The following is a 19,025-nucleotide window of genomic DNA, read 5'->3' on the forward strand; positions in this document are numbered from 1 at the left end:
TTGAGCCCCGGACTCAAAGTTAACACTATGCCTGCTCTGAGCAGCTCAGGGATGCAGGAAAAGGCTATTGCGCGAGCTCCACCGACTCGATTTCGTCCTCGTCCAGGCCCTCGTCTTCGAGATGCTCTTCTTGGATCTGATCCTTGCCAGGCTTGGACTTGCTTTTCTTCGCGGCCGCCTTCACGGCTGCGATGGCCATGAGCTCTGCGTATCGCTCCATCACCTCGGCGCCGGTCGTGAACTTCACATCCAGGCCCAGGACCGCGGCAATGTCGATTCGAACCTTAGCGATCAGCTCTGCCTCTTCCGGAGTCGGCATTGTTGTCGGCCAACCCTTCACGTAGTGCAGGTGTTTCGGGAGGCTGGCTTCGATCTCGACTCGGCGCTTGGCGCCTTCCTTGGCGCGCTCGATGCGAGTGCGAAGTTCTTCGGTCAGCAGATGAGGCGCGACCTCGGCCAGCCAACGATTCCCCTGAAAACCGAAGCCCGAGATGGCTTCGAGCTCGACCATCTGAACGTAGACATCGTGGTTCTGCTCGGCGCCGGCGGAGGCCACGAGATCGGCATAGGCCGACATTATGCAAAACGCGCACGAAACCCTCGACGCCCCGTACACCGTATAGGCCTCGTGCAGCTGCAGGCCGGCATCAGCGATCTCCTGCAGGACGTCTTTGAGGCTCCACTCGATGACCGCGTTCCAGGCCATGCCAATGGCGCCCTTGCGAGTCAACTTCTTGTCGACGCCGGAGATTGGCATCTTGGCGCGGTTCGCGCTCTCTTCGCGGCGGATGCCTGTGACGTTGATGATTTCCTGGTCAGGGAAGCGCTTGCGCAGCGCGCTTGATATCACTGCGTGCTTAAGTTCGGATGTACAGAATCTCATCGACGGCGTGCTCCAAGGGAGGATCACCTTGACGCATTCGAGGTTCACATATCGACGCACGTTTGCGGCCCATCGACCTTGCCAACGGGCCAGCATGTCGCCGGCCTGACGTCGCACCGTCAGCAGCTCCCAGCCAAGGTGCTTGGCCAGGCGCTCGCATTCCGGCAGACTTTCCTGCCACTCAACGCGACCCAGGTCCGAGTGCACCAGGAGTCGCGGGCCGGTATGGCCGATCTCATCGAGATAGCGCGCCACCGAGGTGGCTACCGCGACCGAATCCTTGCCACCGCTCACGCCGATGGCCACGACCGCATTGCGCTCCAGCATCTTGGTGATCTCGGGAGTGACGGCGACCTTGCGATTGGTCATTGAAGACAGGTCAGGGGCTGGGAGCCGGAGGAAAAGTCTGCTGATGTCGACGGTGCTGGTCATTGGCATTCCTGGTTGCACCGTTCAGATATTTCATGTGCCGCAGACTTTCAAGGGCGCTGCTGGCAGTCTCTTGGCAACTCTTCTTTCATGTGATATCTCGTCAGCATGAACGCCCTGCTTCGCCTTCCTGCCGCCATCTTGCATTTGGCCTTCTCCGTGCTCTTCTTCAGGCCGGCCTTCGCACTTCTGCCCAATCGAGTTCGTTGGTCAAGTGCTGGCTTCATTGCCATGGCTGCGCTCTATTTCGCGGCCTCCCTGGCACGGCATGGCTACTTCTCGAGCTTTCCGCTCGAGGGCTTGATCGTCGGGCGCCTGATGTTCTTGGGGTTCTTGCTCTTGTTCTTCGGTGGCCAGCGCTTGGCTGAGCTGACCCGGTTGCGCGGCAAGCCTCGTCCTTCAGGCCGGGGAAAGAAAGCGCCGAGCCTGGCGTCCAGCCAGGCGAGTTGGCACGTTTCTAATTCATGTGATATCTCAATTTCGTGAGCATCAAGGCCTATCGATTCCAACTGCGCACTCGACCAGCGGTCGAGGCGCAGTTGCGACGGTACGCCGGCATCGGTCGGCAGGTCTGGAACAGGGCCTTGGCTGAGCAGCGTCCGCGGCATGCTGTGGCCACACAGAGAACGCGGACATACATGCCGCGAAGAACATCCTCGATAGGGGCATCGCCCTCTTCGAGGCCGAACGTACGGCCGCGGGGCACGCGGTCTGGTCGAAGGAAACTTCGACCGCAGCCTGTGGAGGAGAGGTCAGTCAAGCAGCGGCCCAGCGTCAAGCTCGGTCGAGGCGCGCAGCTCCGATGAAGCAGGAACCCACCGAAGCAAAGGCTTTGGTATGAGCTTGTCTCATCCCAAGGTCGGCGCAGTAGGAATCCTCGGCCTTCAGGCTGGGGAGGTTGTCAAATCGACTCCGATCTCGTTCGGTTCTATTCGCTAACGTGGGAGATGATTGCTGCTGCTGTTGCGATCATTCGTCTGCAGATCTGGCGTAAGTCGCAGCCAGCTGCTGACGCCATCCAGGAGACATCGAAGTGAGCATCAAAGATCACACTTCATCGGCTGATGCCGTGGCACCATCTGTTGCGCTCGAGGCAATTACCGTCCCCGGCGACTTCCCTGGCGTCAAGGTGCGCTGTGAGAGTCCTCATTGGAGTCGCAAACTGCAGCTCCTGCTCAAGGCGGAGCTTGGTTGTACCTGGGGTGCTGATGTCCAGGTGCCGTGGAATGACCGCCGCCCCTTTCTGATGGTCCGCCTTGGCCTCCGCGGCTGGTTCTTCAGTTGGGGAACAGAGGGTGACTTCGAGCGCTGCTCGCTTCCTGAGTACACGGCCCGCGGGCTCGTGATGGCTCACCGTGCGCTCTCCAAGAAGAAGGTAACCTCATGATTCGCTTCGTTGATCTCCGTGGCCAAAAGACCGGATCCCGGTTCGCTTTCTTCGATACCGTCTCTGCTTCGTTCCTGAAGCTTGGCGAAGCCCAATGCTGGGATGACCTGGCGGACCTGATGGTGTCGACCAAGCACGGCTGCGCCACCTGCGGGATTCCCATCGAGCAGCTGGTCGCGCTGCTCCCTGAGTGGGCCAAGTCGCCTGGCCAGGATGTGGACTCCTTTACCGTCTTGATCTCCTCTTTGGGCCTGGACCAGGCCCCGTCTGATTCCGTTAGGGCTCGAGTCCTGAGTGCCCTACGCACTTATGGCGAGCGGACCGACCAACCCGACATCTCCAAGGCTGCGGAAGCCTTGATGCCGGCCGCGCACCCCTTTGAGCCGCCGGCTGAGTGGGTGGAGCAGTACCGCGGCACCTTCGAGAGCGTGGCCGACCCTGACTGCGGCGTGGACCCCGACGAGTCGCACCGCTATTCAGCCGAATACTGGCAGAGCCTGACCGACGCCGACCGCAAGCAGCGCTTGGCCAACCCATCCCTGGGCCGCGAGGACGGCCAGAAGGATGCCGACAACCTCAACGCCGCCTGAGCACATTCAATAACGACACCATGACCGACATATCGACACCCGAGCGCCGCACCTGGCGTCGAGATCGCATCGCCGAGCTACGCGCTGAGCTTGGAGCGCTGCTCGACGAAGAGGCCCAAGACGGCTCACCAAAGGTTGACTTGGCCGCCTTGCGCGAGGAGTGCCGAAAGCTCAAGGCGATTGGCGACTACATGCCGGCGATCAAACTCTACCGGGCGCGCACTGGCTTGAGCCTTATCGAGGCCCGCGAAGTCATCGACGGTCTCGGCTGAGAGAGCCGTATGCAGACGCCGACCAGAACGCCCATCCTGACGACATCCGACCAGAATTTCTGGGACTCGATTCCCCATGGATGGTTCAAGGAGACGGCGCTGCCTCCGCACTTTCGCAATCGCAGATTTCGATGCGAGCGCCTGCAGCTCCTCGGCCTGCTCAGGACCCGCGTTGTTGGCCAGTACCCGACTGTTTGGCGAGAGTGGTCGAAGCTGCCGGTCGAGGTCGCGCAATCAACTGACGTTGCCGAATGACAAAGGGCGGCATTGCCGCCCTTTCCTTAACCGAGCCTAGTGACTTAGGGCTCCCGCCTATCCCCCAGCGGGTGCACCTCGATCAAACCGAGGACTCGAAAAAATCCGACGCTCTCCCCAGCCTCGCGGCGCCGACGCGCTTCGGCGAGTGCCTTGGCTGATGCACTGTGTTGGCCCACCAGTGCCGCTGCGGCTTCGACCTCTTGGTCCGGAACTCGTTGCTTTGCATGCGGATGGAGAGAAGCTGCGGTTTCAGACATGGATCATTTTTCTCAGATTCACGACTGCAGGTCAACCCCAATTTTTTGGGCCTGGACACGTAGGCTGAATGATGCTGAGGCAACTTTTTCAGTATGCGCGCCAACGTAAATTTACGACTTCAATCGTAGACCCAGGCTAATGGCATTTGACCCGGTTGCGCGGCAAGCCTCGGCCTTCAGGCCGGGGAGGATGTCAATCTCCCAGAATCGCATGCACTCAAGAGCGCGGCCTCGTTTTTTTTGTTTTGAGATCGTCTGCCGTTGCGGCACTCCGCGCATTCTCCATGGCCGTCAGGACGTCCTGTGGTGGATTCCAGGCCGCTGCTGAGAAGCACGCATGGCCTTGCATGTCAGGGAATCGTGCATCGACTTCGGCGACCTTGCTTTGTTTGATCCTTCTCCATACATCTCCGGCGTCTCGACGCTTGCAGTTCAGATCTTTCCTAGACACTTCTAGCTTTCGCATCGCTGTCTGCAGGTGGTAGTTAACCGCGGAAACGCTCAAAGAGGTGATTTGCCCAATTGCCCATGCGCTTTTGCCCTCCATGGTCCACTTCAGGCACTCAATTTCGCGAGCGGACATCTTCGGGCGGTAAATCGGCTTACGAAGCTCCGGACCTAGAAGGCGCGTCGTGGAGTCTTGTGCATGGACAGCCAGCAGTTGCAGATCTGCAAGCATGCGGGTGAGCATTATCTCGCTTCGAGGGATCTTCTTCGGCCTATCAATGCCAAGCAAAAAATGACAATCCCCGGGCATGTGGAGTGCGACTGCAATGCCGGTGCAGTAACCGAAAGGGGCCTGCGTCTCCCATATGTCAGCAGCTCCCGCATCTACGTATAGCCGCTGGTCGTAGACGAACGGAATAGAGAGGTCCATCAGTCGCTGCATGACCGGATCAGCCTTGGTCTGATCCATGTTTTTGGCTATCTCAAGAAAGGCCTGAGGGGTGTTGCTGACGCTGCGTGCAATCGCGTTCGGTGATGAAAGATTGCCTACCATCATCACCGCTGAAATCAGACCAAAGTCCATTTCGTTGGCGAACGCAACCAATGCCTTCTCCAGCGCCGGAAGGTCGCGAGCCTGGCTGACATCGAAGTAGTCTTGCTGTCGCATGCGGATACTGGCGAGCCTTTAGGTTGGCAAGGTTGCTAGGTTGCTAAACAACCTCCACGCGTTGAGACTGCCCCATTCGAAAACTGCTTTCTGGGGTAAAGAATGGCAACACCCGACACTTTAGATGTTAACGCCTGGCACTTGGTCGATCTCCAGGCAAACACAGGTGCGGTATGGCGGCCGCACCTGCAGCACAGCCACACGCGCGTAGATGAGATGAACCTATCAGGTGCCAATCAGACCGGGTTCACCGTGTGGGCGACGATGTTTTCAGGTCACCAAATCGGCATAGGTTGGGCCTGGATAAGCATCGGCCGTCAGGTCGTTGCTATGGCCAATCCAATGCAGATATCAACCAACATTAGGCTGTTCAACGCCGATGGAATCCAACTCAGGGAAAGCAGTGTAGTAGTGCACCTGAACGATGTCATTCACGATCTGCCGTGGCAGCAGTTCGTAGTTAAGTCCACTCGGCGCAACGATTCAAAGCACTACGGATTGAACAACGCCAGATCGTGGTCAGGGGCGATAGACGCACGAACACATGGTCGATGCCTGGGTAACTATTGAAAAGCGTCTCTGGCATACCCCCCCTGTGGTGGGTTAGCGAGGTAGGCTGGCGAGGGGCGGTGATGCACCGCGTCTTGGTTATGGTTCATCTCGCGGGCGTCATGTATCAGGTGTTCACGACAAGCCCAGGGCCGCCTGCGTTCGCTGCAAACAGTTCCAATGGGGCATTGCCGGTGCGACTGGTGCGCAAGTCGATGTAGTGAACGATGGTCAGTTCTCGCTAATTAACAAGACCCACCACCTTGCGGTCACCCTTCCAGCGCTTGCCGGGGTCGGCGCTCAGGTCAAGCTTCGGGCGCTAGCTGATGCCCCAGGCTTTGCCGCATTTGGCGTCGCAGCCCAGCACCATCGTCAGACCAAACCAGAGAATTGTCATAGTCCTCATGGCTGACTACTTTGTCCCGGGGGCTTGGTCAGTGCAGCCAGGGCCTGCTCAAGCTTGGGGGCTACCTCCGTTTCCAGCCAGGCGCACCACTCTGCCGTCTGCAGGTGCATCGTGCAGCCGCCGTGCTCGACGGTGCGGCCCTTGGAGCGGTCCACAGACCGGCAGACGGACAGCGCGTCTTGCAGTGCGTCCACCAGCGCTCCGTCAGCCTCTACTGCGGGGGCTGGGGCAGCGGCCAAAGCGACCCGCGCCAGGTGGCGCCAGTGTTCGCGCTCCTCGTTGGGCTCGTTGCCATTTAGCGTGTGCTGGCAGGTCGTAGCCGAGCCCCATCCGTCCCATGCTCATGCCTGCATCGCATTTACAAGCAGCGCCCCGGCCACACTGGTGCACATATGGCCCTCCAGGCTTGGCTCCTAGAGGAAGGCGAAAGCCAGATTCCAGCCCGTCCTTGCGTGCTTCGCGCAGTTCATGTTCCGTCGCACGCATGATGACTCTTTCCGTGGATGATTCAGCGCACTTCCGCGCTCGCCGCGACACTCATCTTGCGAACCTTGTCGAAGACTGGTCTCATCGCCAATGCTTTGCGTAACGAATCTTGCGCTGCCGGCTGACCCTCGAAGTGCGGGAACTTGTGGCCCGGAGGCGGCAGGCTCTGCAGCATCCAGTGCGTACAGTCCTCCTGGTTGCACGGAATGCACTCGTCAGCCTCACCCTTCCAGCCTTCGCGCGGCGTCGTTGATCCTGGCTTCCAATCCTCGTCGATTGCAAAGTGGCCAATGGTCTCGCCTGCGTTTCGCCACCACAACCGGATCGTGCCGCTGCCGGGGGCAGTAGAAATCGGCTGCCAGGTCGTGGACAACTCGTGCAGGTAGGAGGCAGTCTTGTCGTCAACGAGGTCGGAAGACTTGGTGGTCTGTGCGGTCCTGTTCATACTCTTTCCGCTGGTCAGTTGTTCGCAATGGCCTGTGCGTTCAGCGCGCCCTCGATGCGCTTGGCCCAGGTCTCGGCTTGTGCATTGATCGTCAGACGCGCGACCGTGGCGCCAGCCTCATCCTGGATTGACCAGACGTTCGCATAGCCAGGTTCTTGCACAGCCTTGACTCGCCCTTGAGGTAGTTCGTTCACCGTCGACGAAGAATTGATGAACAGAGAATCGCTCGTTCAAGGCTTCTTTCCGATGGTCTGGCCGGTCAGCGGAATGGGCGCTGCGCATACTGGACGGCCGGTAGGTAGCCGTTGTCGGCAGCAACTTGCCTCAATCGCTGCGACTCCTGCTTGTCCGTCTTCGCCTTAATGCCTGCCTGTACCCACGCTGCCTCGCCAGAGCCAGCACGGATGAGTGCATCCAGTCGGCCCGCATCAGTGGCCGGGAAATTAACTGCCATCCAGATCATTGCATCGGGCTTGCCGGAGTCGGCGAGCTTACGCATCGTCGGCTCGTACTTCTGAGCCTCTTCCTGCATGGAAACTTCCTTAGCCCAGCGCATCACCGGGCCTCGTTCGTCGACCACCAGCGCGTAGTAGGCGATGCCGGCGACGGCAAGCAGCGCAAGACCTCGTGCAAGCGACTTGCGCTTGGCAGGATTCACAGCGATGGTCGCGCTGCCGTGCGGCCAAGCCGCGCTCAGGTTTGCTTCAGTCATCATTCCCCCTAGGGTGGTTGTTGAATCACATACGCCTGAGCCCCGCGAGACACAGGCGGCTGCGATCCATTGCAGCCTCTTGATCTATATCCCTCTTTCCGTGGTTATCTGGCCGACATCCTGGAGCGAGCCGGTTCCGAAGATCCAGGCGCGCTGCTGGCGCGCAAAAGGCCGCGAACGCGCTCAAGCTCCCTGTCCGCGTGCACGGTACCGCCGGAGTTCAGGTCAAGGTAGAACTGGAGCAGATCGGACCGGTTAGCGAACTCGTGGACCGCCACCTGCACGGTGAACCGGCCAGGGTCGAATGGCGATCCCTTGAGTTCAGCCACTCCAACGCTCGATCCGAACAGGCGCATCTCACCGGCCAGGAAGCGCCGGAGCGCCGTCATTCGCTGCAGTCCATCGATGCACTGCAGATGATGAGCCGGCAGGTCACCACGGATGCCGCGTCCAGACCAGTCTGCTGCGTTGAATCGAATCAAGCGTGGTGCGTTTCCGCGCAGCAGGTTCTCCACGTAGTGGATCCGCTGCTCATCGGTCCAGACATGGCCGCGTTGGAAGTCCGGCTCCAACTCAAGTCGACCACCCATAGAGGCCAAGTCACGCTCCTGGCCAGCGAGGAATGCCTCAAGACCATCTAGCCTGACATCCACCGTATAGACGGCCTTGGGCTGCGGCCGCACAAGACCATAGAGCGCCTTGTCCTTAGAGCTGAGCCTGGCCCAATAGGAGTCCGAAAGATCACCCGGCTTTGCGACAACCTCGTTCATGCCTCTTTCCTTCAGTGCGCCGCAGCGCGGGTGTTCCAGCCTTGGACATGACTCGGCACATCCAGGCAGATGACGGGCAGCTTGCCGCCCATGCAGTCTTCCGTCACGCATTTTGCCTTCGGGTTCAACGCGATGTCACCATTGCCGCGAATGCTTGCGGCCGGCTTGGCGCCGCAGAATGGGCAGCGCAGCAGCGAGTCAGCGACGGCGATGGCTTCGATCTTGGACAGCATGAGACTCGTTTCCTTGGATCAGACTGCGGCGCGCATCGCTGCGCGATACTGGCGGATCTGCGGCACGTAGCCGTAGGCGCGGAACTCGTGCCGGCCGATCTTGGCCAGCAGGCCGCGCAAGTCGGCAACGGCTGCGGTATAGGTGCCTTTGGTGAACATGGCTCGTGTCTCTGTTGCGATTCGATGGCTCTATTATATATCCCCACCGGGGATATTGCAAGTAGGCGGGCGAGATTTCTTTACCAGCTTCGCGTGCTTCGCCTTCAGCTTCTCGTGAGCAAGGATCTCGCGCACCAGATTCCAGATCGTCTCGTCCATGTTGCGGAAGTCATTGGAGCCCGCGGGCAGCAACCACTTATCCAGTGTGCGCCGGGCCGCGCCAAGGCGCGCGCAGAAGGCATCGCGCGTCATGCCCAGTTCCGCCATGGCCGCTCGCAGGAATTCCTGCTGTGTCGTCGTGCTCGTCATGATGCTTCAGCCTTGAACCTCACGCTGCCGGACTGGTGGCACGCAAACTCGTGATTGCTCATGTCATAGGCCGTGCTCGCGCTGTGCTTGAAGGCCTCGGCGGGGAACTCTCCGACCGCATCAACGCGCCAGGGACATCTGCCGCACGGCTTGCGACGGTACCCACCTTGGCCGCCTTCGACCGTCACCACTTGGTGGTCGGCGCCGGCAGCGCGCACGCGCGTGATAGTTGGAGCGCTCATCGTCAGGCTCCTTCCTCGGGTCAGGTTGTGATGTGCCAGGCCTGTGCACGGAAGCGCAAGCCACCCAGGTCGATGGGCTCCAGCCCTTCAAGGCGGATGCCGCCTGCCTCGATCCAGGCCACGCGCGCACCCGTCAGCTCGGCCAAAACCGTCCGGCCGTCCTCACCAAAGGCCATGGCCTTGCCGTCCTTGGACTGGAACGAGACGGACCCTTCGACTGCCACGGGCATAGCGATCTGCTGGCCGTCGTCCGTCATCAACTTGGCGAACTTCATCGCAACTGTTTCCGTGGTTTAGTTGGTGGCCGGAGCAAGGAAGGCCCGACCGTCAGGCGTGATGCGAGCCGTTAGGCGTGGTCGAAGATGCGTAGGTCGACATGCTCGCTCAAAGTCGGCCCGTCGTCAGACAGCATCGATGTGCCGTACCACACGCCGGCCACACATGGCTCGGCGAGCAGGGCTGCCAGCGAGCGGCGGTATTGCTCAGGATTGCCTCCATACGCCTCAAGCCCCTTGGCCCAGTACCGCCCACCAAGCGATACCCGCCAGAGGCGGCCCTGGAGAGACGGCTCACCGAGCAGAGGACTGCTGCGGGCCTGTTCGCGATACTCGAGCTGCCGCGACTCGGATACCCAGCAGTGCAGGTCTGCGTCGTCGACCTCCTGCATTTCATCGACACCCGCGTGGGCTCGGATGAGCTCGACGTCTGTTGGTGTCATTGGGACGGTGAAGAGCACCACGGCCTCTGCTTCGAGCGACATCGCTTGCTACCTCTTTCCTCGTTTGGTACGTTCGGGCTACTGGGATAGCACCTGCGTTCAAGCCCTGCCATTGCGACGCGATGCTGCCAGGGACGCAATCGCGAGAGCGCCACCGGCAACCAAGCCGCCGACGCCGGCGATCATCAATGCACGCTCGGACGCTGGCGGGAGCGTCCAGAGTCCCCACAAGCAGACCAACGCAAGGCCAAGAGAAAGTGCAGCGCCGCGCTGCAGCAGTTGGATGCGGGGCATCGTGGCTCCTTCCTCGGATTCAGTGGTCAGGGTCGCTGAGCTGGTCTTCGGCCCAACGGATTGCATTGTCCAGACCGGTGGTGCACGCCGTCGCGGACGGTGCGCACACGAGCCCCTGGTGATTTTGGGCGTGCACGAACTTGCCATCGGCATTGCCGTCCGTCACGAACGCTGAGTCGCTGTCGATCTTGAGCAGCGTGTCGTTGATCGTCACTGGCCTACCGGCCTGAAGCGCCGTCTTCAGCTCGGTGCGTTGGCTATCCGTCAGATCGCCGGTCAGCGAGAGCGCGGTCCGGCGCCATTCTCTGTAGGTCCGTTGCATGCTTCTTCCGATGGTTCAGTGCGAAGGGAATGTGCTGCCTTAGCCAAAGGCCTGTTCCGATCCGCCGCGCGCCACGTAAACCTTCCGCAGATGATCCAGCACGGCCGACATGCCGCGTGCAGACATCTCCTGCAGCAATTCAGGGTCAATGTGATCCACCGTCACCTCGGTAACGCTGGCGCCAACGCCCCATGTCACCTGGCAGACAGCCGCGGCGACGTTGGGATCGGTATAGGCGCCCAGTACTCGAACCGTCGAGTCCGAATCGTCCTGGGTGTTGCCTGTGCTGGAACTGACAATGTGCAGTGTGGTCATGGTTGCCGCTCTCTTTCCTTGATTAGGCGGGGTCCGCCATCTGGCACTCAGGGACATGGAAGACCCGTTCGCGTGTGGCCTGCTTTTGTTCGTCCAGCACGACGACAACGGGCCACTCAGCGCATTGCTGGTCGTGGTGCGAGTCGAGAGCTGCGTGAGGGCACCGGTCGCCTCGCTCCGCGCCCTGTGCGTCGATGCGGACGAGGTACGGCGCGGTGCCGTCCTCATCATCCAGCTGCACAACGTCGCCGACGCTCCTTCGCTTGCTCATGGGCTTTTTCCGATAGTTACTGAGTCAGTGCCGCAGGGCGATACGCCCGCCAGAATGCGAGCGCTTCCGCGCTTAACGACGCATCGGGCTTGAGGGTGCGTCCCGACACTTTCTCGATGGTCCGATATAGGGCAGTCGCAATTCCTCGACGGCGGTACTCAGGCAGCACCCAAGATTCGAGAATCACCAAGTCACGCTTGGAATCAACGTAGGCGCTCGCGCTGCCCACGATGAGCGTTCCGACCCTTGCGACCGCCTTGCGATCACTAGCGGCTTCGACGGTGAATTGCAGCGCGTCCATACTTGCTCTTTCCGATGGTCAGTCGTCGGCTTCGATGGACTCAGGAGGAAACCAATCCTTCTTCAATTCGGTCCCGTGAAACCACGAGCATTCCAGCAGAGCCACTCCGACCGAGGTGACCGTCATGGCTGGACCTCCTGTCAACAGCTTTGCTTTGTCGCCCAGCTTCCAAAAATCCTGCGACACATCCGGCTTCATGTCTTGTTGGTTCATCGTGTTACTCCGTTGGGTCAGCACCTGCAGGCGCTCTATTCTGTGTATCTGGTAGCTCTCTACGTGAGCCACCTCTTTCCGGTGTCAATGGTGACTGTTGTTCGGACTTTGGCACTCGGGGTCCACCGTCCTGCCAGTGATTGACTGCTTCGCGTTCGCAGCAGTACGTTGCCGCTCGTCCCATTCGAGGACAAACACGGTCCCGGCCGCCACACAAGGTACGACGACTGCCCCAATCAACGCTCCGATCATCCACAGGCCGTCCGAGGGGTCTTGTGAATATCGCGACGAGAAAAACAGACCAGCAATCGCGCCGATGAGTCCAACACCCGTGTATGTAAAAACCTTGCTCATTCCTCTATCTCTTTCCTTGGTATCAGGTCTTGCTGTTCTGGTGCTCGTGAACCGCAGCAGCTCCATCGGTCTGTTGTTGACTGACCTGACCTAGGGCAATACGCAGCATCAGGCCCATCGGCACGCCAATACCGGCAATCAGCAGCAAGCATATTGCGATGCCCTGGCTGCCTATAGCGGCAAACATGGCGGCAATGAGGGCTAGTCCACCCAAAATCGCTACCGCGTTCTCTGCGTCATTTCGGCTAGTCATAGACTGTTTCCGACGGTTCAAATGATGCGGCCGTCGACAGCTCGACGAACCCACACGCCACCGCTTGGGGCTTGCTCATACTCGTGGAGCATTCCATCCAAGCCATCCGCCCTGGAGGCCAGCGAGCGATAGTTCTTCTCCGTCCACACCATAACGGGTGGCTCGTACCCGGGGAAACCGCCCATGCTTTCAAACTCTTCAGCGGCGGCCTCGACGGAGGACACCAAGCTCCGATCTCGCGCAATCGAGTCAATTTCTCGCATGACCATCGGGGCGCCGCTGGCCTTGATGTAGTGATAGCACAGGAAGGCCTGGAGTGCGTTGGCTTCTATCCTTGGGCCGGGCCGGCTTCCAACATGGGCGACTGCCTCGACGCACTCTCCTGTTTGTTCGCAGAAGAGGTAGTAATGGCTCGACATAGCCTTTTGATCTGTTTCCGTGATGTCAGGCCGCGACCATGTCGCGACATTGAAACTCTTGCGCGAGATCTTCGAAGGCCTCGTTGACGTCGAGTTGCGGTCCAGGTTGATACCGGTCCCGCGCTTGCTCCAAGGCAAGAACTACGACGGGTTCATATCCGAACTGGTCCGCGGTGACGTCAACGACGAACACGCCCGCGCTCGGAACATCTACCTCGACCCAGTAGTGCCCTCTCCAGATGCCCTTCGAGTCGCGCGCCCCCTCTGGGCCACCGCGCACAATCGCGGAATAGCCTCCAAACTTCTTGCACAGCAAGACAACGACAAGAGCGGCGTACAAGCAAGAGCCCGCGCTCTTGGCGACGCCATCGGCGCCTGCTTGCAATCCGGGCTCGATGGACCGGCGGGCCAACTGGGCCAGGTCATGAAGGTCAGGCTGCGTGCTCATGCTGCTTTCATTGGTCAGGCGACTGGCAGAGCCGCGATGGCCGCACGCGCAGCGCGGCCGTTGAGGTCCAGTGCAAACTCGCCCCGCACGCCATTGGAGCCCTTGACGTAGAGCACAGCTCCGGTGTCCGGGTTCAGCACCACGATGTAGGTCTTCCGGCCGACGTGGACGCGTACCTTCCTGGCTGGGGAAATCGTCGCGGTAGTCATTGCGTCACTTTCCGAGTCGTTGTTGAGTTAGCTTACCAATTCGACAACCTTGGCCAAAGCTGTTTCCGATGGTTAACGGGAGGTCTGTCGAGCTTCGGTTGCGGCAGCAAGTGCTGCATTGGATGCCTGCCACTGCTCCAGAGTTCGACCTGTGAAAAGTTCGATCACGAAACGCTTTCGCCGGTCCGCGCTCGTCAATTCAGCTTGAGGTGCCAGCCCGAGGCTCTTGCTGCGATTCGCTGTGTTCATGTCGCTCTATCCGCGGTTACTTCTTTGACTTGAGGACCGCGACGAGAACCCCGCCTACGGTAACGATCACGCCGATAGCGACGACGGCATTGCGAAACAGACGGTTGAGCTGATCTGCATCAAAGGCAGCTTGCTGCTTGGGTATTTCATACACGACGATCATCCTGGGCTCGGTTGCAATCGCCAGAGCCACAAGGATGATGCCGAGCGCAGCGAACGCCAGAGCCGCTTTCCGCTTGGTGATGAAGCCTTGGATGGTCATAACTCTTTCCTATTCAGGCGACAGCGCCTGTGTAGCGATACAACTTGAAATTGCGTCGTATGTGGTCGATGTTTGCGCGGCAGGTTTTGCAAGTGATCTGCTCTCCCGGCTTTGCTTCGATAACGGGTTCGGCCGCGTCTCCGGTCTGAAAGGCATCAAGCGAGAGTCCGCATAGCGTGAAGTCAATCATTCCCGGCGCGTGCACGCCCTTGAATTGGTCAAGTTCGGTGTCCACGCTCTTTCCTATCGTCAGATTAGTGCAATGGAATAGGGGCGAACGGACGACGCCGAGGCGCCTCCATCGCGTTCGGCCTGCGCCTTCTGGGCCGCGCTGATGACTCGTGTCGGATCGTCCTCGTGAGCCCAGGCGCGAACCTCTGCCAACCGCAGCGCGTCACCATGGATCGTGCGGTATTCCGGCCAGCGGTCGCCGATGGCGTCCTCGCTCACAAGCTCAGGGTGCACGTCGTCATAGCCCTCGCAGCGCTTGAGCGCGACCAGCACCTCGTCGTCCGCAAGCTCAATGGTGTAGGTCGTCATGTCTCAATCCTTGGGGCAGTCGGTACTTGCCTCAATGAACGAATGCCCGTGCCAGATACCGGCCTCACCCGCCTTAAACGGCGCGCAGGTTGCATCGGGGTCATCCTCCAGAAGCGTCGCGAACACGTTTACATGATCGACGCGGTCCAGCCTGGCACGCACACGTCGTTCGCGCCCAGCTCCTTCGTTGCGCCCGCGGCTTCCGCGCACCAGGATCACTTCGCGCCCGACAAATTGCGCCAGTGCAGGCGGATCAGTAGGCACCAGGTCGAAGCCGCTGCGGCGGGCCTTGCCGTCACTATAAATTCGGCGTGTTGCGATGGAAACCTCCGGTCCTGCTGGACCCTTTGCGCGTACGCTCTGCAGGCCACTGTCTGTGACCAGCTCGAGCGACGTGATGGTCAGCACGCGATGGCTGGACCGAGGATCGTTATCTTTCAGTCGATCGCCAATCTTGATGCTCATGACGCGCTCATGTTTCCTTGGTCAATAGCCGAGTTGGCGAAGGCGAGGCAGTTCGGCCCAACCGCCCTGGGGCAACCGTTGAACGACACCTGCAGCTTCGAGACGCGCCATTGCCGCGTCCGAGGGCCGTCTGATACTGTCGTCATAACAGCCGTCTGCGAATCGACGAGCTGCAGCCAGGTCGGCCTCCGTCAACGGCAATTCGGTGGGGTTCGTCCTGTACATCGTGCCTCTTCCTTGACTACAGCCCAAGTTCGGCCGTGATGGTCTTGCCGCTGGCCGTCGCCGACCAACAACCAAGATCGTCCTTGCTGACCAGGCCGGCGCGATAGAGCGCCATCATGGTGTCGGTGTTGCAGATCCGCTTGCCATTCACCATCACGGCGCTGCCAGCGCCGGGCTCAGTTCTCCAGCCCTTGCCAATCCATTTCATCACACGCTTCTGCGCCTCAGTGAGCTTTGCCATCGTCCTCTTTCCGTGTTTGGTCAGTTGACCCTGATCGCGAACACCTGCACTGGCTCCGTGCCGAAGTGAGGGTGCGTGATCGTCTTAATGGTGAAGCCGGCCCAGGGCCGGTCCAGCGTGCGCGAGCTGTCGCCGCGCTTCGGGTAGCCCTTCTTGAGCACGATCCCCGCGAACTGGCGGCCCTCCAGCCGGCGGCGCCAGTAGGGCGTAGCCAGGCGGAACTCCTCGCGCTTCTCGCCGGCGGCGATGGCATCGAAATACTCAGCCTTGAGGTTCAGGTGCAGCGCAGGCATGTCACTTTCCATCACTTGGCAGCGAGCCGTGCGATAGCCATGGTTTCCTTGCCTTAGTGGTTGCAGACAATTGCAAGGTCCTTGTCAGCCCGCCCGAAGGTAACGTCGTGGCGAGACTCCCATTGAGTCTCAAAGACCTCGGTGACCTTCGTGCCATGCTGATCGTTGTACTGAACGATCCCAACATTGAACGCATCGATGTCCAGTTGGTCTTCAAGCGGGGGTATTCCGCCTCGACCAGCGGCGTAGTTGAAACCCGCCACCGCTATGGCATCGATGTCAAATCCGTAGAGACTGCTCATGCTCTTTCCTTGGAATCAGGCCGGCGTGATGCCGTCCTTGGTGACGTAATGCGCCATCGTCGCGGGCTTCTCATGCGCCTCGGCTTCAGCGCGTGCCAGCGCATGGCCTTCGTTCCGACCGGAATACCAGGCATCCGCTTCAGCGGTGCCCAGGGAATAAGGGCAATCTGGCTGGAGCGAACCATTGATGCGAGCGCGCAGGCAGGCCATTACGCCCTGCTTGTAGGCTTCGCTGCGCGGAGGCCGGCTGGACGGAAAGGCCTCGTCATAGAGCTGCTGTGCGGTCTTCTTCGGCATGGTCCCTGTTTCCGAGTTTAGGACTGGGGTGGCAGAGCCACTGGCTTTCCCTCAGCGTCCACAACGCCGTAGGCCAGCGAGCCAAATCCCTTGCGCATGTCCGGGTCACGGCGCATCTCATCCAGCGTCATGGTCACCGGCTCGAAATCATCGATGGTCAACACCCGGTGCCGCGCTTCGGCACGCGAGGTCTCCCGCAAGCGCCGGACGGTGAACGAGTCATCACGGACTGGAGCCCGAGTACGGTCCCGCAGATCCACCCACAATCCAGCGCCGTCAAGAAAGATGCCTTCGATGCCGTTTCGCGCCATCGCAGCTGCACCCTCAACCGTGCCGAAGTAGCCGTATCGAACCTCAACCTCGAAGTCTTCGGCCTGCCAGGTGGTGACAGATTGATAGGTCATGTTGCTCTCTCCGTTCCTACTCAGCGTGCAAGAAAATTTCGCGCTCATCATCCGCATCGAGGCTGTCGCTGTAACGGGGACCACCATCCACTTCAGCCAGCACAGCGATTCCGGCCACCGACGCCTTCAGGTGCTCGATGGAACGGCCCTTGTGGCTCGCATAGGGGCTAGGCAGATCCACCGATTCAACAAGCGCCTCTCGAAGCAATCGGTTGGCGACGCCTGGGTTCAATTCCTGGCGCGGCTTGGGAGCCTGCGCAAGGCCGCGCAGCTGGGCCAGCGCGAAGGCTGTGAGCGGGCGCGTCTTGGTGCCATTGAGGGGCTGCATAGTGCTCTTTCCTAGACTTCCTGTGAGGGGATGGGTTTCGGAGCGGACTCGCGCGTGGGGTGTGCCTTCAGGTAGGCCCTGCCGATGTCGGCGAGTGCGTCCTGATAGGCGCGGAGGTCGGCGCCGTGCGCCAGGCGCCTAGCCTTCGAGGCTTTGGCCTCCAGCGCCGCCAGGGCGTGCTCCTCGCGCGTGTAGAGCGTCTTGTCAGCCATTGCTGCTCCCCTGTACCGGCACATCGGAAACCGGGTTGGCTGGCAGCGGATGCCAGTGCGTGTGGCGGACTCCAGATGGCGACCCGCCCACAATCCAGCAGCGCTCAACGTGGCTCCAGCACCCTTTCGACGCCACATCGGCGACCTCGATGGCCGGGTGCAGCAGCACGCGGGTCCCGTTGAGTGGAGCCGTCTCGATTGGCTGCCACCCATCCACTACGGGGGCTTGAGCCGGGGCCGCGTAGAGTGCCATTGGCCGCTCAAACGACTTGCCGGCTTGTAGCGGCGTGGTGATGGTTGCGTTCCGTTGGCGACCTTGGAGCCACGCGATAGCCCGCTCGTCAACCCAGGCCACCGGCTCAGGTGCAGGCGCGGGGGCTTGGGTTGCGTAGAGAGGAATGATTGAATCGCCGTCGCAGCAGGCGAACAACTCGGCTTCGTCCAGTGACTCGTAAATGCCGCGTGTGTACTTGCCGTGGCCGGCCTTCACAAGCCAAGCCACTGGCTCTGCCGTCCCCTTGGGCTGGGGCTTGAATCCGGCCAGCGCCTCTCGCACGTTCGACTCTGCGAGCTTGGCGTAGGCTTTGGCGCTCTCGTGGGTTGGGTTCGCGGCGCAATCCACGAGAGCGGCTGCGTAGCTCTCGACCAGTGCCCACACATCCCCCTCTGCTAATGATTGAGTCTCATCTGGCATGTGTCGTTTCCCTGTTGCGTTTGATGGCTCTATTATATATCCCCACCGGGGATATTGCAAGTAGGCGGGCGAGATTTCTTTACCAGCTTCGCGTGCTTCGCCTTCAGCTTCTCGTGAGCAAGGATCTCGCGCACCAGATTCCAGATCGTCTCGTCCATGTTGCGGAAGTCATTGGAGCCCGCGGGCAGCAACCACTTATCCAGTGTGCGCCGGGCCGCGCCAAGGCGTGCGCAGAAGGCATCGCGCGTCATGCCCAGTTCCGCCATGGCCGCTCGCAGGAATTCCTGCTGTGTTGTCGTGCTCGTCATGATGCTTCAGCCTTGAACCTCACGCTGCCGGACTGGTGGCACGCAAACTCCAGGCCACGCGCGCACCCGTCAGCTCGGCCAAAACCGTCCGGCCATCGGTGCCGAAGGCCATGGCCTTGCCGTCCTTGGATTGGTACGACACGGACCCTTCAAGCGCCTCCGGCGAGGCGATCTGCTGGACGTCCTCGGTCATCAGCTTGGCAAACTTCATCGGGGCCTCTTTCCGGTTCAATGGCGAGGTACGCCGTTAGGGTGCCGGCGGCGGATGTCAGCCGACCAATAGGTGAGGGCCTCGGCTATGTCTGAATCGCGGCCCGGCCAGGCGGCCGCAAGCCGCTCTTTGAGACGCTTCAGGCTGCGACACTGGTGCTCACGCGCCGTGTTCACGGCTGCGCGCAGCATCTCGTACCCGCCTTCGCTCAGTGCTTGATCCATACCTGAATTCCTCGATCAAGCCTCGTTGAGGCGCTCTGCGTCGTCCATCCCGTCGTTCTCGCCCTTATAGGGGTTTTCAACGCGAATGGCTCGCCCGGCATCATTCAGCTCGACCCACCAGTAGACCGCACAGTTGGGCCACGCGTCAGAGT

45 protein-coding genes are annotated in these 19,025 nt (G+C 60.5%); 7 read left to right on the plus strand and 38 right to left on the minus strand.

Features of this window, described 5'->3' with window-relative positions; genetic code table 11:
* Positions 1-64 precede the first annotated feature (64 nt).
* Complete coding sequence (locus WG898_RS24350) at positions 65-1,315, minus strand: phosphoadenosine phosphosulfate reductase domain-containing protein (protein ID WP_339605372.1); 1,251 nt, start codon at positions 1,313-1,315, stop codon at positions 65-67.
* Positions 1,316-1,420: 105 nt separating this feature from the next.
* On the opposite strand from WG898_RS24350, the gene WG898_RS24355 reads away from it, so the two are divergent.
* From WG898_RS24355 to WG898_RS24375, 6 genes are all read left to right on the plus strand, one after another.
* Positions 1,421-1,798, plus strand: coding sequence for a hypothetical protein (locus WG898_RS24355; protein ID WP_339605373.1), 378 nt, complete (start codon positions 1,421-1,423; stop codon positions 1,796-1,798).
* On the plus strand, positions 1,795-2,118 hold the full coding sequence (locus WG898_RS25340) for a helix-turn-helix domain-containing protein (RefSeq protein ID WP_444718996.1): 324 nt from the start codon (positions 1,795-1,797) through the stop codon (positions 2,116-2,118). Before WG898_RS24355 ends, WG898_RS25340 begins: the two co-directional genes overlap by 4 nt.
* Positions 2,119-2,345: 227 nt before the next feature.
* Positions 2,346-2,699 carry a hypothetical protein gene (locus tag WG898_RS24360; protein ID WP_339605374.1) on the plus strand — a complete coding sequence of 118 codons (354 nt, stop codon included), beginning with the start codon at positions 2,346-2,348 and terminating at the stop codon, positions 2,697-2,699.
* Positions 2,696-3,289: a hypothetical protein gene (locus WG898_RS24365; RefSeq protein ID WP_339605375.1), complete on the plus strand. Its 594-nt coding sequence runs from the start codon at positions 2,696-2,698 to the stop codon at positions 3,287-3,289. The genes WG898_RS24360 and WG898_RS24365 overlap by 4 nt, the downstream gene beginning before the upstream one ends.
* Before the next feature lie 20 nt (positions 3,290-3,309).
* Positions 3,310-3,561: a hypothetical protein gene (locus WG898_RS24370; RefSeq protein ID WP_339605376.1), complete on the plus strand. Its 252-nt coding sequence runs from the start codon at positions 3,310-3,312 to the stop codon at positions 3,559-3,561.
* Positions 3,562-3,570: 9 nt separating this feature from the next.
* A complete protein-coding gene (locus WG898_RS24375) occupies positions 3,571-3,816 on the plus strand; it encodes a hypothetical protein (RefSeq protein ID WP_339605377.1) in 246 nt (81 codons plus the stop codon).
* A 477-nt stretch (positions 3,817-4,293) separates the two neighbouring features.
* On the opposite strand, the gene WG898_RS24380 is transcribed toward WG898_RS24375, so the two are convergent.
* Positions 4,294-5,190 (minus strand): helix-turn-helix transcriptional regulator, encoded by an 897-nt coding sequence (locus tag WG898_RS24380; RefSeq protein WP_339605378.1) that lies wholly within the window; start codon positions 5,188-5,190, stop codon positions 4,294-4,296.
* A 102-nt stretch (positions 5,191-5,292) separates the two neighbouring features.
* Here WG898_RS24380 and WG898_RS24385 point away from each other — a divergent pair, with 102 nt between their 5' ends.
* Positions 5,293-5,760, plus strand: coding sequence for a DUF4902 domain-containing protein (locus WG898_RS24385; protein ID WP_339605379.1), 468 nt, complete (start codon positions 5,293-5,295; stop codon positions 5,758-5,760).
* Positions 5,761-6,141: 381 nt separating this feature from the next.
* Here the strand turns inward: WG898_RS24385 and WG898_RS24390 are convergent, their stop codons facing one another.
* The 36 genes from WG898_RS24390 to WG898_RS24565 all read right to left on the minus strand — a co-directional run bounded on the left by WG898_RS24390 (position 6,142) and on the right by WG898_RS24565 (position 18,873).
* Positions 6,142-6,339, minus strand: a complete 198-nt coding sequence (locus WG898_RS24390) for a hypothetical protein (RefSeq protein WP_339605380.1) — start codon at positions 6,337-6,339, stop codon at positions 6,142-6,144.
* 314 nt (positions 6,340-6,653) lie between these two features.
* Complete coding sequence (locus tag WG898_RS24395) at positions 6,654-7,076, minus strand: hypothetical protein (RefSeq protein WP_339605381.1); 423 nt, start codon at positions 7,074-7,076, stop codon at positions 6,654-6,656.
* A gap of 14 nt (positions 7,077-7,090) precedes the next feature.
* Positions 7,091-7,270 carry a hypothetical protein gene (locus tag WG898_RS24400; protein ID WP_339605382.1) on the minus strand — a complete coding sequence of 60 codons (180 nt, stop codon included), beginning with the start codon at positions 7,268-7,270 and terminating at the stop codon, positions 7,091-7,093.
* Positions 7,271-7,335: 65 nt separating this feature from the next.
* Positions 7,336-7,791, minus strand: a complete 456-nt coding sequence (locus WG898_RS24405; RefSeq protein ID WP_339605383.1) for a hypothetical protein — start codon at positions 7,789-7,791, stop codon at positions 7,336-7,338.
* A 101-nt stretch (positions 7,792-7,892) separates the two neighbouring features.
* On the minus strand, positions 7,893-8,558 hold the full coding sequence (locus WG898_RS24410) for a hypothetical protein (protein ID WP_339605384.1): 666 nt from the start codon (positions 8,556-8,558) through the stop codon (positions 7,893-7,895).
* An 11-nt stretch (positions 8,559-8,569) separates the two neighbouring features.
* Positions 8,570-8,791, minus strand: a complete 222-nt coding sequence (locus tag WG898_RS24415) for a hypothetical protein (protein WP_339605385.1) — start codon at positions 8,789-8,791, stop codon at positions 8,570-8,572.
* A gap of 18 nt (positions 8,792-8,809) precedes the next feature.
* Positions 8,810-8,950 (minus strand): hypothetical protein, encoded by a 141-nt coding sequence (locus WG898_RS24420; protein WP_339605386.1) that lies wholly within the window; start codon positions 8,948-8,950, stop codon positions 8,810-8,812.
* 33 nt (positions 8,951-8,983) lie between these two features.
* The gene (locus WG898_RS24425; protein WP_339605387.1) at positions 8,984-9,259 is read right to left on the minus strand and encodes a hypothetical protein; all 276 of its coding nucleotides are present in this window, start codon (positions 9,257-9,259) and stop codon (positions 8,984-8,986) included.
* Positions 9,256-9,501, minus strand: coding sequence for a DUF6283 family protein (locus tag WG898_RS24430; protein ID WP_339605388.1), 246 nt, complete (start codon positions 9,499-9,501; stop codon positions 9,256-9,258). The genes WG898_RS24425 and WG898_RS24430 overlap by 4 nt, the downstream gene beginning before the upstream one ends.
* Positions 9,502-9,521: 20 nt before the next feature.
* Positions 9,522-9,776: a hypothetical protein gene (locus WG898_RS24435; protein ID WP_339605389.1), complete on the minus strand. Its 255-nt coding sequence runs from the start codon at positions 9,774-9,776 to the stop codon at positions 9,522-9,524.
* Between the two features lie 71 nt (positions 9,777-9,847).
* Entirely contained in the window at positions 9,848-10,261 is a 414-nt protein-coding gene (locus WG898_RS24440) for a hypothetical protein (RefSeq protein WP_339605390.1), read from the minus strand.
* Between the two features lie 271 nt (positions 10,262-10,532).
* Positions 10,533-10,835, minus strand: coding sequence for a hypothetical protein (locus WG898_RS24445; protein WP_339605391.1), 303 nt, complete (start codon positions 10,833-10,835; stop codon positions 10,533-10,535).
* A 39-nt stretch (positions 10,836-10,874) separates the two neighbouring features.
* Entirely contained in the window at positions 10,875-11,150 is a 276-nt protein-coding gene (locus WG898_RS24450) for a hypothetical protein (RefSeq protein ID WP_339605392.1), read from the minus strand.
* Between the two features lie 22 nt (positions 11,151-11,172).
* Entirely contained in the window at positions 11,173-11,421 is a 249-nt protein-coding gene (locus WG898_RS24455; protein ID WP_339605393.1) for a hypothetical protein, read from the minus strand.
* A 16-nt stretch (positions 11,422-11,437) separates the two neighbouring features.
* Positions 11,438-11,722: a GNAT family N-acetyltransferase gene (locus WG898_RS24460; RefSeq protein WP_339605394.1), complete on the minus strand. Its 285-nt coding sequence runs from the start codon at positions 11,720-11,722 to the stop codon at positions 11,438-11,440.
* Positions 11,723-11,740: 18 nt separating this feature from the next.
* Positions 11,741-11,935, minus strand: a complete 195-nt coding sequence (locus WG898_RS24465) for a DUF2158 domain-containing protein (RefSeq protein WP_339605395.1) — start codon at positions 11,933-11,935, stop codon at positions 11,741-11,743.
* Between the two features lie 84 nt (positions 11,936-12,019).
* The gene (locus WG898_RS24470) at positions 12,020-12,289 is read right to left on the minus strand and encodes a hypothetical protein (protein WP_339605396.1); all 270 of its coding nucleotides are present in this window, start codon (positions 12,287-12,289) and stop codon (positions 12,020-12,022) included.
* 22 nt (positions 12,290-12,311) lie between these two features.
* Positions 12,312-12,542, minus strand: coding sequence for a hypothetical protein (locus tag WG898_RS24475; RefSeq protein ID WP_339605397.1), 231 nt, complete (start codon positions 12,540-12,542; stop codon positions 12,312-12,314).
* Positions 12,543-12,559: 17 nt separating this feature from the next.
* Positions 12,560-12,961 carry a hypothetical protein gene (locus WG898_RS24480; RefSeq protein WP_339605398.1) on the minus strand — a complete coding sequence of 134 codons (402 nt, stop codon included), beginning with the start codon at positions 12,959-12,961 and terminating at the stop codon, positions 12,560-12,562.
* A gap of 25 nt (positions 12,962-12,986) precedes the next feature.
* Positions 12,987-13,409, minus strand: coding sequence for a hypothetical protein (locus tag WG898_RS24485; RefSeq protein WP_339605399.1), 423 nt, complete (start codon positions 13,407-13,409; stop codon positions 12,987-12,989).
* 14 nt (positions 13,410-13,423) lie between these two features.
* Positions 13,424-13,618: a hypothetical protein gene (locus WG898_RS24490; protein ID WP_339605400.1), complete on the minus strand. Its 195-nt coding sequence runs from the start codon at positions 13,616-13,618 to the stop codon at positions 13,424-13,426.
* Positions 13,619-13,883: 265 nt separating this feature from the next.
* Positions 13,884-14,129, minus strand: a complete 246-nt coding sequence (locus tag WG898_RS24495) for a hypothetical protein (protein ID WP_339605401.1) — start codon at positions 14,127-14,129, stop codon at positions 13,884-13,886.
* Positions 14,130-14,142: 13 nt separating this feature from the next.
* Positions 14,143-14,364: a hypothetical protein gene (locus tag WG898_RS24500; protein ID WP_339605402.1), complete on the minus strand. Its 222-nt coding sequence runs from the start codon at positions 14,362-14,364 to the stop codon at positions 14,143-14,145.
* Positions 14,365-14,378: 14 nt separating this feature from the next.
* Positions 14,379-14,669, minus strand: coding sequence for a hypothetical protein (locus WG898_RS24505; protein ID WP_339605403.1), 291 nt, complete (start codon positions 14,667-14,669; stop codon positions 14,379-14,381).
* A gap of 3 nt (positions 14,670-14,672) precedes the next feature.
* Positions 14,673-15,134, minus strand: a complete 462-nt coding sequence (locus WG898_RS24510; protein WP_339605404.1) for a hypothetical protein — start codon at positions 15,132-15,134, stop codon at positions 14,673-14,675.
* A gap of 241 nt (positions 15,135-15,375) precedes the next feature.
* Positions 15,376-15,600, minus strand: a complete 225-nt coding sequence (locus tag WG898_RS24515; protein ID WP_339605405.1) for a hypothetical protein — start codon at positions 15,598-15,600, stop codon at positions 15,376-15,378.
* 20 nt (positions 15,601-15,620) lie between these two features.
* Entirely contained in the window at positions 15,621-15,893 is a 273-nt protein-coding gene (locus WG898_RS24520) for an ASCH domain-containing protein (protein WP_339605406.1), read from the minus strand.
* Positions 15,894-15,946: 53 nt separating this feature from the next.
* Positions 15,947-16,195: a hypothetical protein gene (locus tag WG898_RS24525; protein WP_339605407.1), complete on the minus strand. Its 249-nt coding sequence runs from the start codon at positions 16,193-16,195 to the stop codon at positions 15,947-15,949.
* 15 nt (positions 16,196-16,210) lie between these two features.
* The gene (locus WG898_RS24530) at positions 16,211-16,492 is read right to left on the minus strand and encodes a hypothetical protein (protein WP_339605408.1); all 282 of its coding nucleotides are present in this window, start codon (positions 16,490-16,492) and stop codon (positions 16,211-16,213) included.
* A gap of 17 nt (positions 16,493-16,509) precedes the next feature.
* Entirely contained in the window at positions 16,510-16,896 is a 387-nt protein-coding gene (locus tag WG898_RS24535; protein WP_339605409.1) for a hypothetical protein, read from the minus strand.
* A 16-nt stretch (positions 16,897-16,912) separates the two neighbouring features.
* Positions 16,913-17,224, minus strand: coding sequence for a hypothetical protein (locus tag WG898_RS24540; RefSeq protein ID WP_339605410.1), 312 nt, complete (start codon positions 17,222-17,224; stop codon positions 16,913-16,915).
* 11 nt (positions 17,225-17,235) lie between these two features.
* Positions 17,236-17,436, minus strand: a complete 201-nt coding sequence (locus WG898_RS24545) for a hypothetical protein (RefSeq protein ID WP_339605411.1) — start codon at positions 17,434-17,436, stop codon at positions 17,236-17,238.
* A complete protein-coding gene (locus tag WG898_RS24550; protein ID WP_339605412.1) occupies positions 17,429-18,130 on the minus strand; it encodes a hypothetical protein in 702 nt (233 codons plus the stop codon). The genes WG898_RS24545 and WG898_RS24550 overlap by 8 nt, the downstream gene beginning before the upstream one ends.
* A gap of 32 nt (positions 18,131-18,162) precedes the next feature.
* Complete coding sequence (locus tag WG898_RS24555) at positions 18,163-18,438, minus strand: hypothetical protein (protein ID WP_339605387.1); 276 nt, start codon at positions 18,436-18,438, stop codon at positions 18,163-18,165.
* A 19-nt stretch (positions 18,439-18,457) separates the two neighbouring features.
* Positions 18,458-18,649, minus strand: a complete 192-nt coding sequence (locus WG898_RS24560) for a hypothetical protein (protein WP_339605413.1) — start codon at positions 18,647-18,649, stop codon at positions 18,458-18,460.
* Between the two features lie 17 nt (positions 18,650-18,666).
* A complete protein-coding gene (locus WG898_RS24565) occupies positions 18,667-18,873 on the minus strand; it encodes a hypothetical protein (protein ID WP_339605414.1) in 207 nt (68 codons plus the stop codon).
* Positions 18,874-19,025: the final 152 nt, after the last annotated feature.

It is taken from the genome of Paucibacter soli, from assembly GCF_037482845.1.
Taxonomy (GTDB): Bacteria; Pseudomonadota; Gammaproteobacteria; order Burkholderiales; family Burkholderiaceae_C; genus Paucibacter_B; species Paucibacter_B soli.

Excerpts from the sequence above, each read along its gene's own strand:
- WG898_RS24555 (WP_339605387.1), bottom strand. The coding sequence starts at position 18,438 with ATGACGAGCACGACAACACAGCAGGAATTCCTGCGAGCGGCCATGGCG.
- WG898_RS24565 (WP_339605414.1), bottom strand. The coding sequence starts at position 18,873 with ATGGATCAAGCACTGAGCGAAGGCGGGTACGAGATGCTGCGCGCAGCC.
- WG898_RS24425 (WP_339605387.1), bottom strand. The coding sequence starts at position 9,259 with ATGACGAGCACGACGACACAGCAGGAATTCCTGCGAGCGGCCATGGCG.
- WG898_RS24520 (WP_339605406.1), bottom strand. The coding sequence starts at position 15,893 with ATGCCTGCGCTGCACCTGAACCTCAAGGCTGAGTATTTCGATGCCATC.
- WG898_RS24375 (WP_339605377.1), top strand. The coding sequence starts at position 3,571 with ATGCAGACGCCGACCAGAACGCCCATCCTGACGACATCCGACCAGAAT.
- WG898_RS24540 (WP_339605410.1), bottom strand. The coding sequence starts at position 17,224 with ATGCAGCCCCTCAATGGCACCAAGACGCGCCCGCTCACAGCCTTCGCG.
- WG898_RS24470 (WP_339605396.1), bottom strand. The coding sequence starts at position 12,289 with ATGAGCAAGGTTTTTACATACACGGGTGTTGGACTCATCGGCGCGATT.
- WG898_RS24385 (WP_339605379.1), top strand. The coding sequence starts at position 5,293 with ATGGCAACACCCGACACTTTAGATGTTAACGCCTGGCACTTGGTCGAT.
- WG898_RS24560 (WP_339605413.1), bottom strand. The coding sequence starts at position 18,649 with ATGAAGTTTGCCAAGCTGATGACCGAGGACGTCCAGCAGATCGCCTCG.
- WG898_RS24440 (WP_339605390.1), bottom strand. The coding sequence starts at position 10,261 with ATGTCGCTCGAAGCAGAGGCCGTGGTGCTCTTCACCGTCCCAATGACA.
- WG898_RS24355 (WP_339605373.1), top strand. The coding sequence starts at position 1,421 with ATGAACGCCCTGCTTCGCCTTCCTGCCGCCATCTTGCATTTGGCCTTC.
- WG898_RS24450 (WP_339605392.1), bottom strand. The coding sequence starts at position 11,150 with ATGACCACACTGCACATTGTCAGTTCCAGCACAGGCAACACCCAGGAC.
- WG898_RS24530 (WP_339605408.1), bottom strand. The coding sequence starts at position 16,492 with ATGCCGAAGAAGACCGCACAGCAGCTCTATGACGAGGCCTTTCCGTCC.
- WG898_RS24480 (WP_339605398.1), bottom strand. The coding sequence starts at position 12,961 with ATGTCGAGCCATTACTACCTCTTCTGCGAACAAACAGGAGAGTGCGTC.
- WG898_RS24415 (WP_339605385.1), bottom strand. The coding sequence starts at position 8,791 with ATGCTGTCCAAGATCGAAGCCATCGCCGTCGCTGACTCGCTGCTGCGC.
- WG898_RS24475 (WP_339605397.1), bottom strand. The coding sequence starts at position 12,542 with ATGACTAGCCGAAATGACGCAGAGAACGCGGTAGCGATTTTGGGTGGA.
- WG898_RS24435 (WP_339605389.1), bottom strand. The coding sequence starts at position 9,776 with ATGAAGTTCGCCAAGTTGATGACGGACGACGGCCAGCAGATCGCTATG.
- WG898_RS24535 (WP_339605409.1), bottom strand. The coding sequence starts at position 16,896 with ATGACCTATCAATCTGTCACCACCTGGCAGGCCGAAGACTTCGAGGTT.
- WG898_RS24405 (WP_339605383.1), bottom strand. The coding sequence starts at position 7,791 with ATGATGACTGAAGCAAACCTGAGCGCGGCTTGGCCGCACGGCAGCGCG.
- WG898_RS24505 (WP_339605403.1), bottom strand. The coding sequence starts at position 14,669 with ATGACGACCTACACCATTGAGCTTGCGGACGACGAGGTGCTGGTCGCG.
- WG898_RS24525 (WP_339605407.1), bottom strand. The coding sequence starts at position 16,195 with ATGAGCAGTCTCTACGGATTTGACATCGATGCCATAGCGGTGGCGGGT.
- WG898_RS24490 (WP_339605400.1), bottom strand. The coding sequence starts at position 13,618 with ATGACTACCGCGACGATTTCCCCAGCCAGGAAGGTACGCGTCCACGTC.
- WG898_RS24430 (WP_339605388.1), bottom strand. The coding sequence starts at position 9,501 with ATGAGCGCTCCAACTATCACGCGCGTGCGCGCTGCCGGCGCCGACCAC.
- WG898_RS24420 (WP_339605386.1), bottom strand. The coding sequence starts at position 8,950 with ATGTTCACCAAAGGCACCTATACCGCAGCCGTTGCCGACTTGCGCGGC.
- WG898_RS24545 (WP_339605411.1), bottom strand. The coding sequence starts at position 17,436 with ATGGCTGACAAGACGCTCTACACGCGCGAGGAGCACGCCCTGGCGGCG.
- WG898_RS24370 (WP_339605376.1), top strand. The coding sequence starts at position 3,310 with ATGACCGACATATCGACACCCGAGCGCCGCACCTGGCGTCGAGATCGC.
- WG898_RS24365 (WP_339605375.1), top strand. The coding sequence starts at position 2,696 with ATGATTCGCTTCGTTGATCTCCGTGGCCAAAAGACCGGATCCCGGTTC.
- WG898_RS24515 (WP_339605405.1), bottom strand. The coding sequence starts at position 15,600 with ATGGCAAAGCTCACTGAGGCGCAGAAGCGTGTGATGAAATGGATTGGC.
- WG898_RS24445 (WP_339605391.1), bottom strand. The coding sequence starts at position 10,835 with ATGCAACGGACCTACAGAGAATGGCGCCGGACCGCGCTCTCGCTGACC.
- WG898_RS24485 (WP_339605399.1), bottom strand. The coding sequence starts at position 13,409 with ATGAGCACGCAGCCTGACCTTCATGACCTGGCCCAGTTGGCCCGCCGG.
- WG898_RS24350 (WP_339605372.1), bottom strand. The coding sequence starts at position 1,315 with ATGACCAGCACCGTCGACATCAGCAGACTTTTCCTCCGGCTCCCAGCC.
- WG898_RS24410 (WP_339605384.1), bottom strand. The coding sequence starts at position 8,558 with ATGAACGAGGTTGTCGCAAAGCCGGGTGATCTTTCGGACTCCTATTGG.
- WG898_RS24460 (WP_339605394.1), bottom strand. The coding sequence starts at position 11,722 with ATGGACGCGCTGCAATTCACCGTCGAAGCCGCTAGTGATCGCAAGGCG.
- WG898_RS24495 (WP_339605401.1), bottom strand. The coding sequence starts at position 14,129 with ATGACCATCCAAGGCTTCATCACCAAGCGGAAAGCGGCTCTGGCGTTC.
- WG898_RS24465 (WP_339605395.1), bottom strand. The coding sequence starts at position 11,935 with ATGAACCAACAAGACATGAAGCCGGATGTGTCGCAGGATTTTTGGAAG.
- WG898_RS24395 (WP_339605381.1), bottom strand. The coding sequence starts at position 7,076 with ATGAACAGGACCGCACAGACCACCAAGTCTTCCGACCTCGTTGACGAC.
- WG898_RS24380 (WP_339605378.1), bottom strand. The coding sequence starts at position 5,190 with ATGCGACAGCAAGACTACTTCGATGTCAGCCAGGCTCGCGACCTTCCG.
- WG898_RS24550 (WP_339605412.1), bottom strand. The coding sequence starts at position 18,130 with ATGCCAGATGAGACTCAATCATTAGCAGAGGGGGATGTGTGGGCACTG.
- WG898_RS24510 (WP_339605404.1), bottom strand. The coding sequence starts at position 15,134 with ATGAGCATCAAGATTGGCGATCGACTGAAAGATAACGATCCTCGGTCC.
- WG898_RS24455 (WP_339605393.1), bottom strand. The coding sequence starts at position 11,421 with ATGAGCAAGCGAAGGAGCGTCGGCGACGTTGTGCAGCTGGATGATGAG.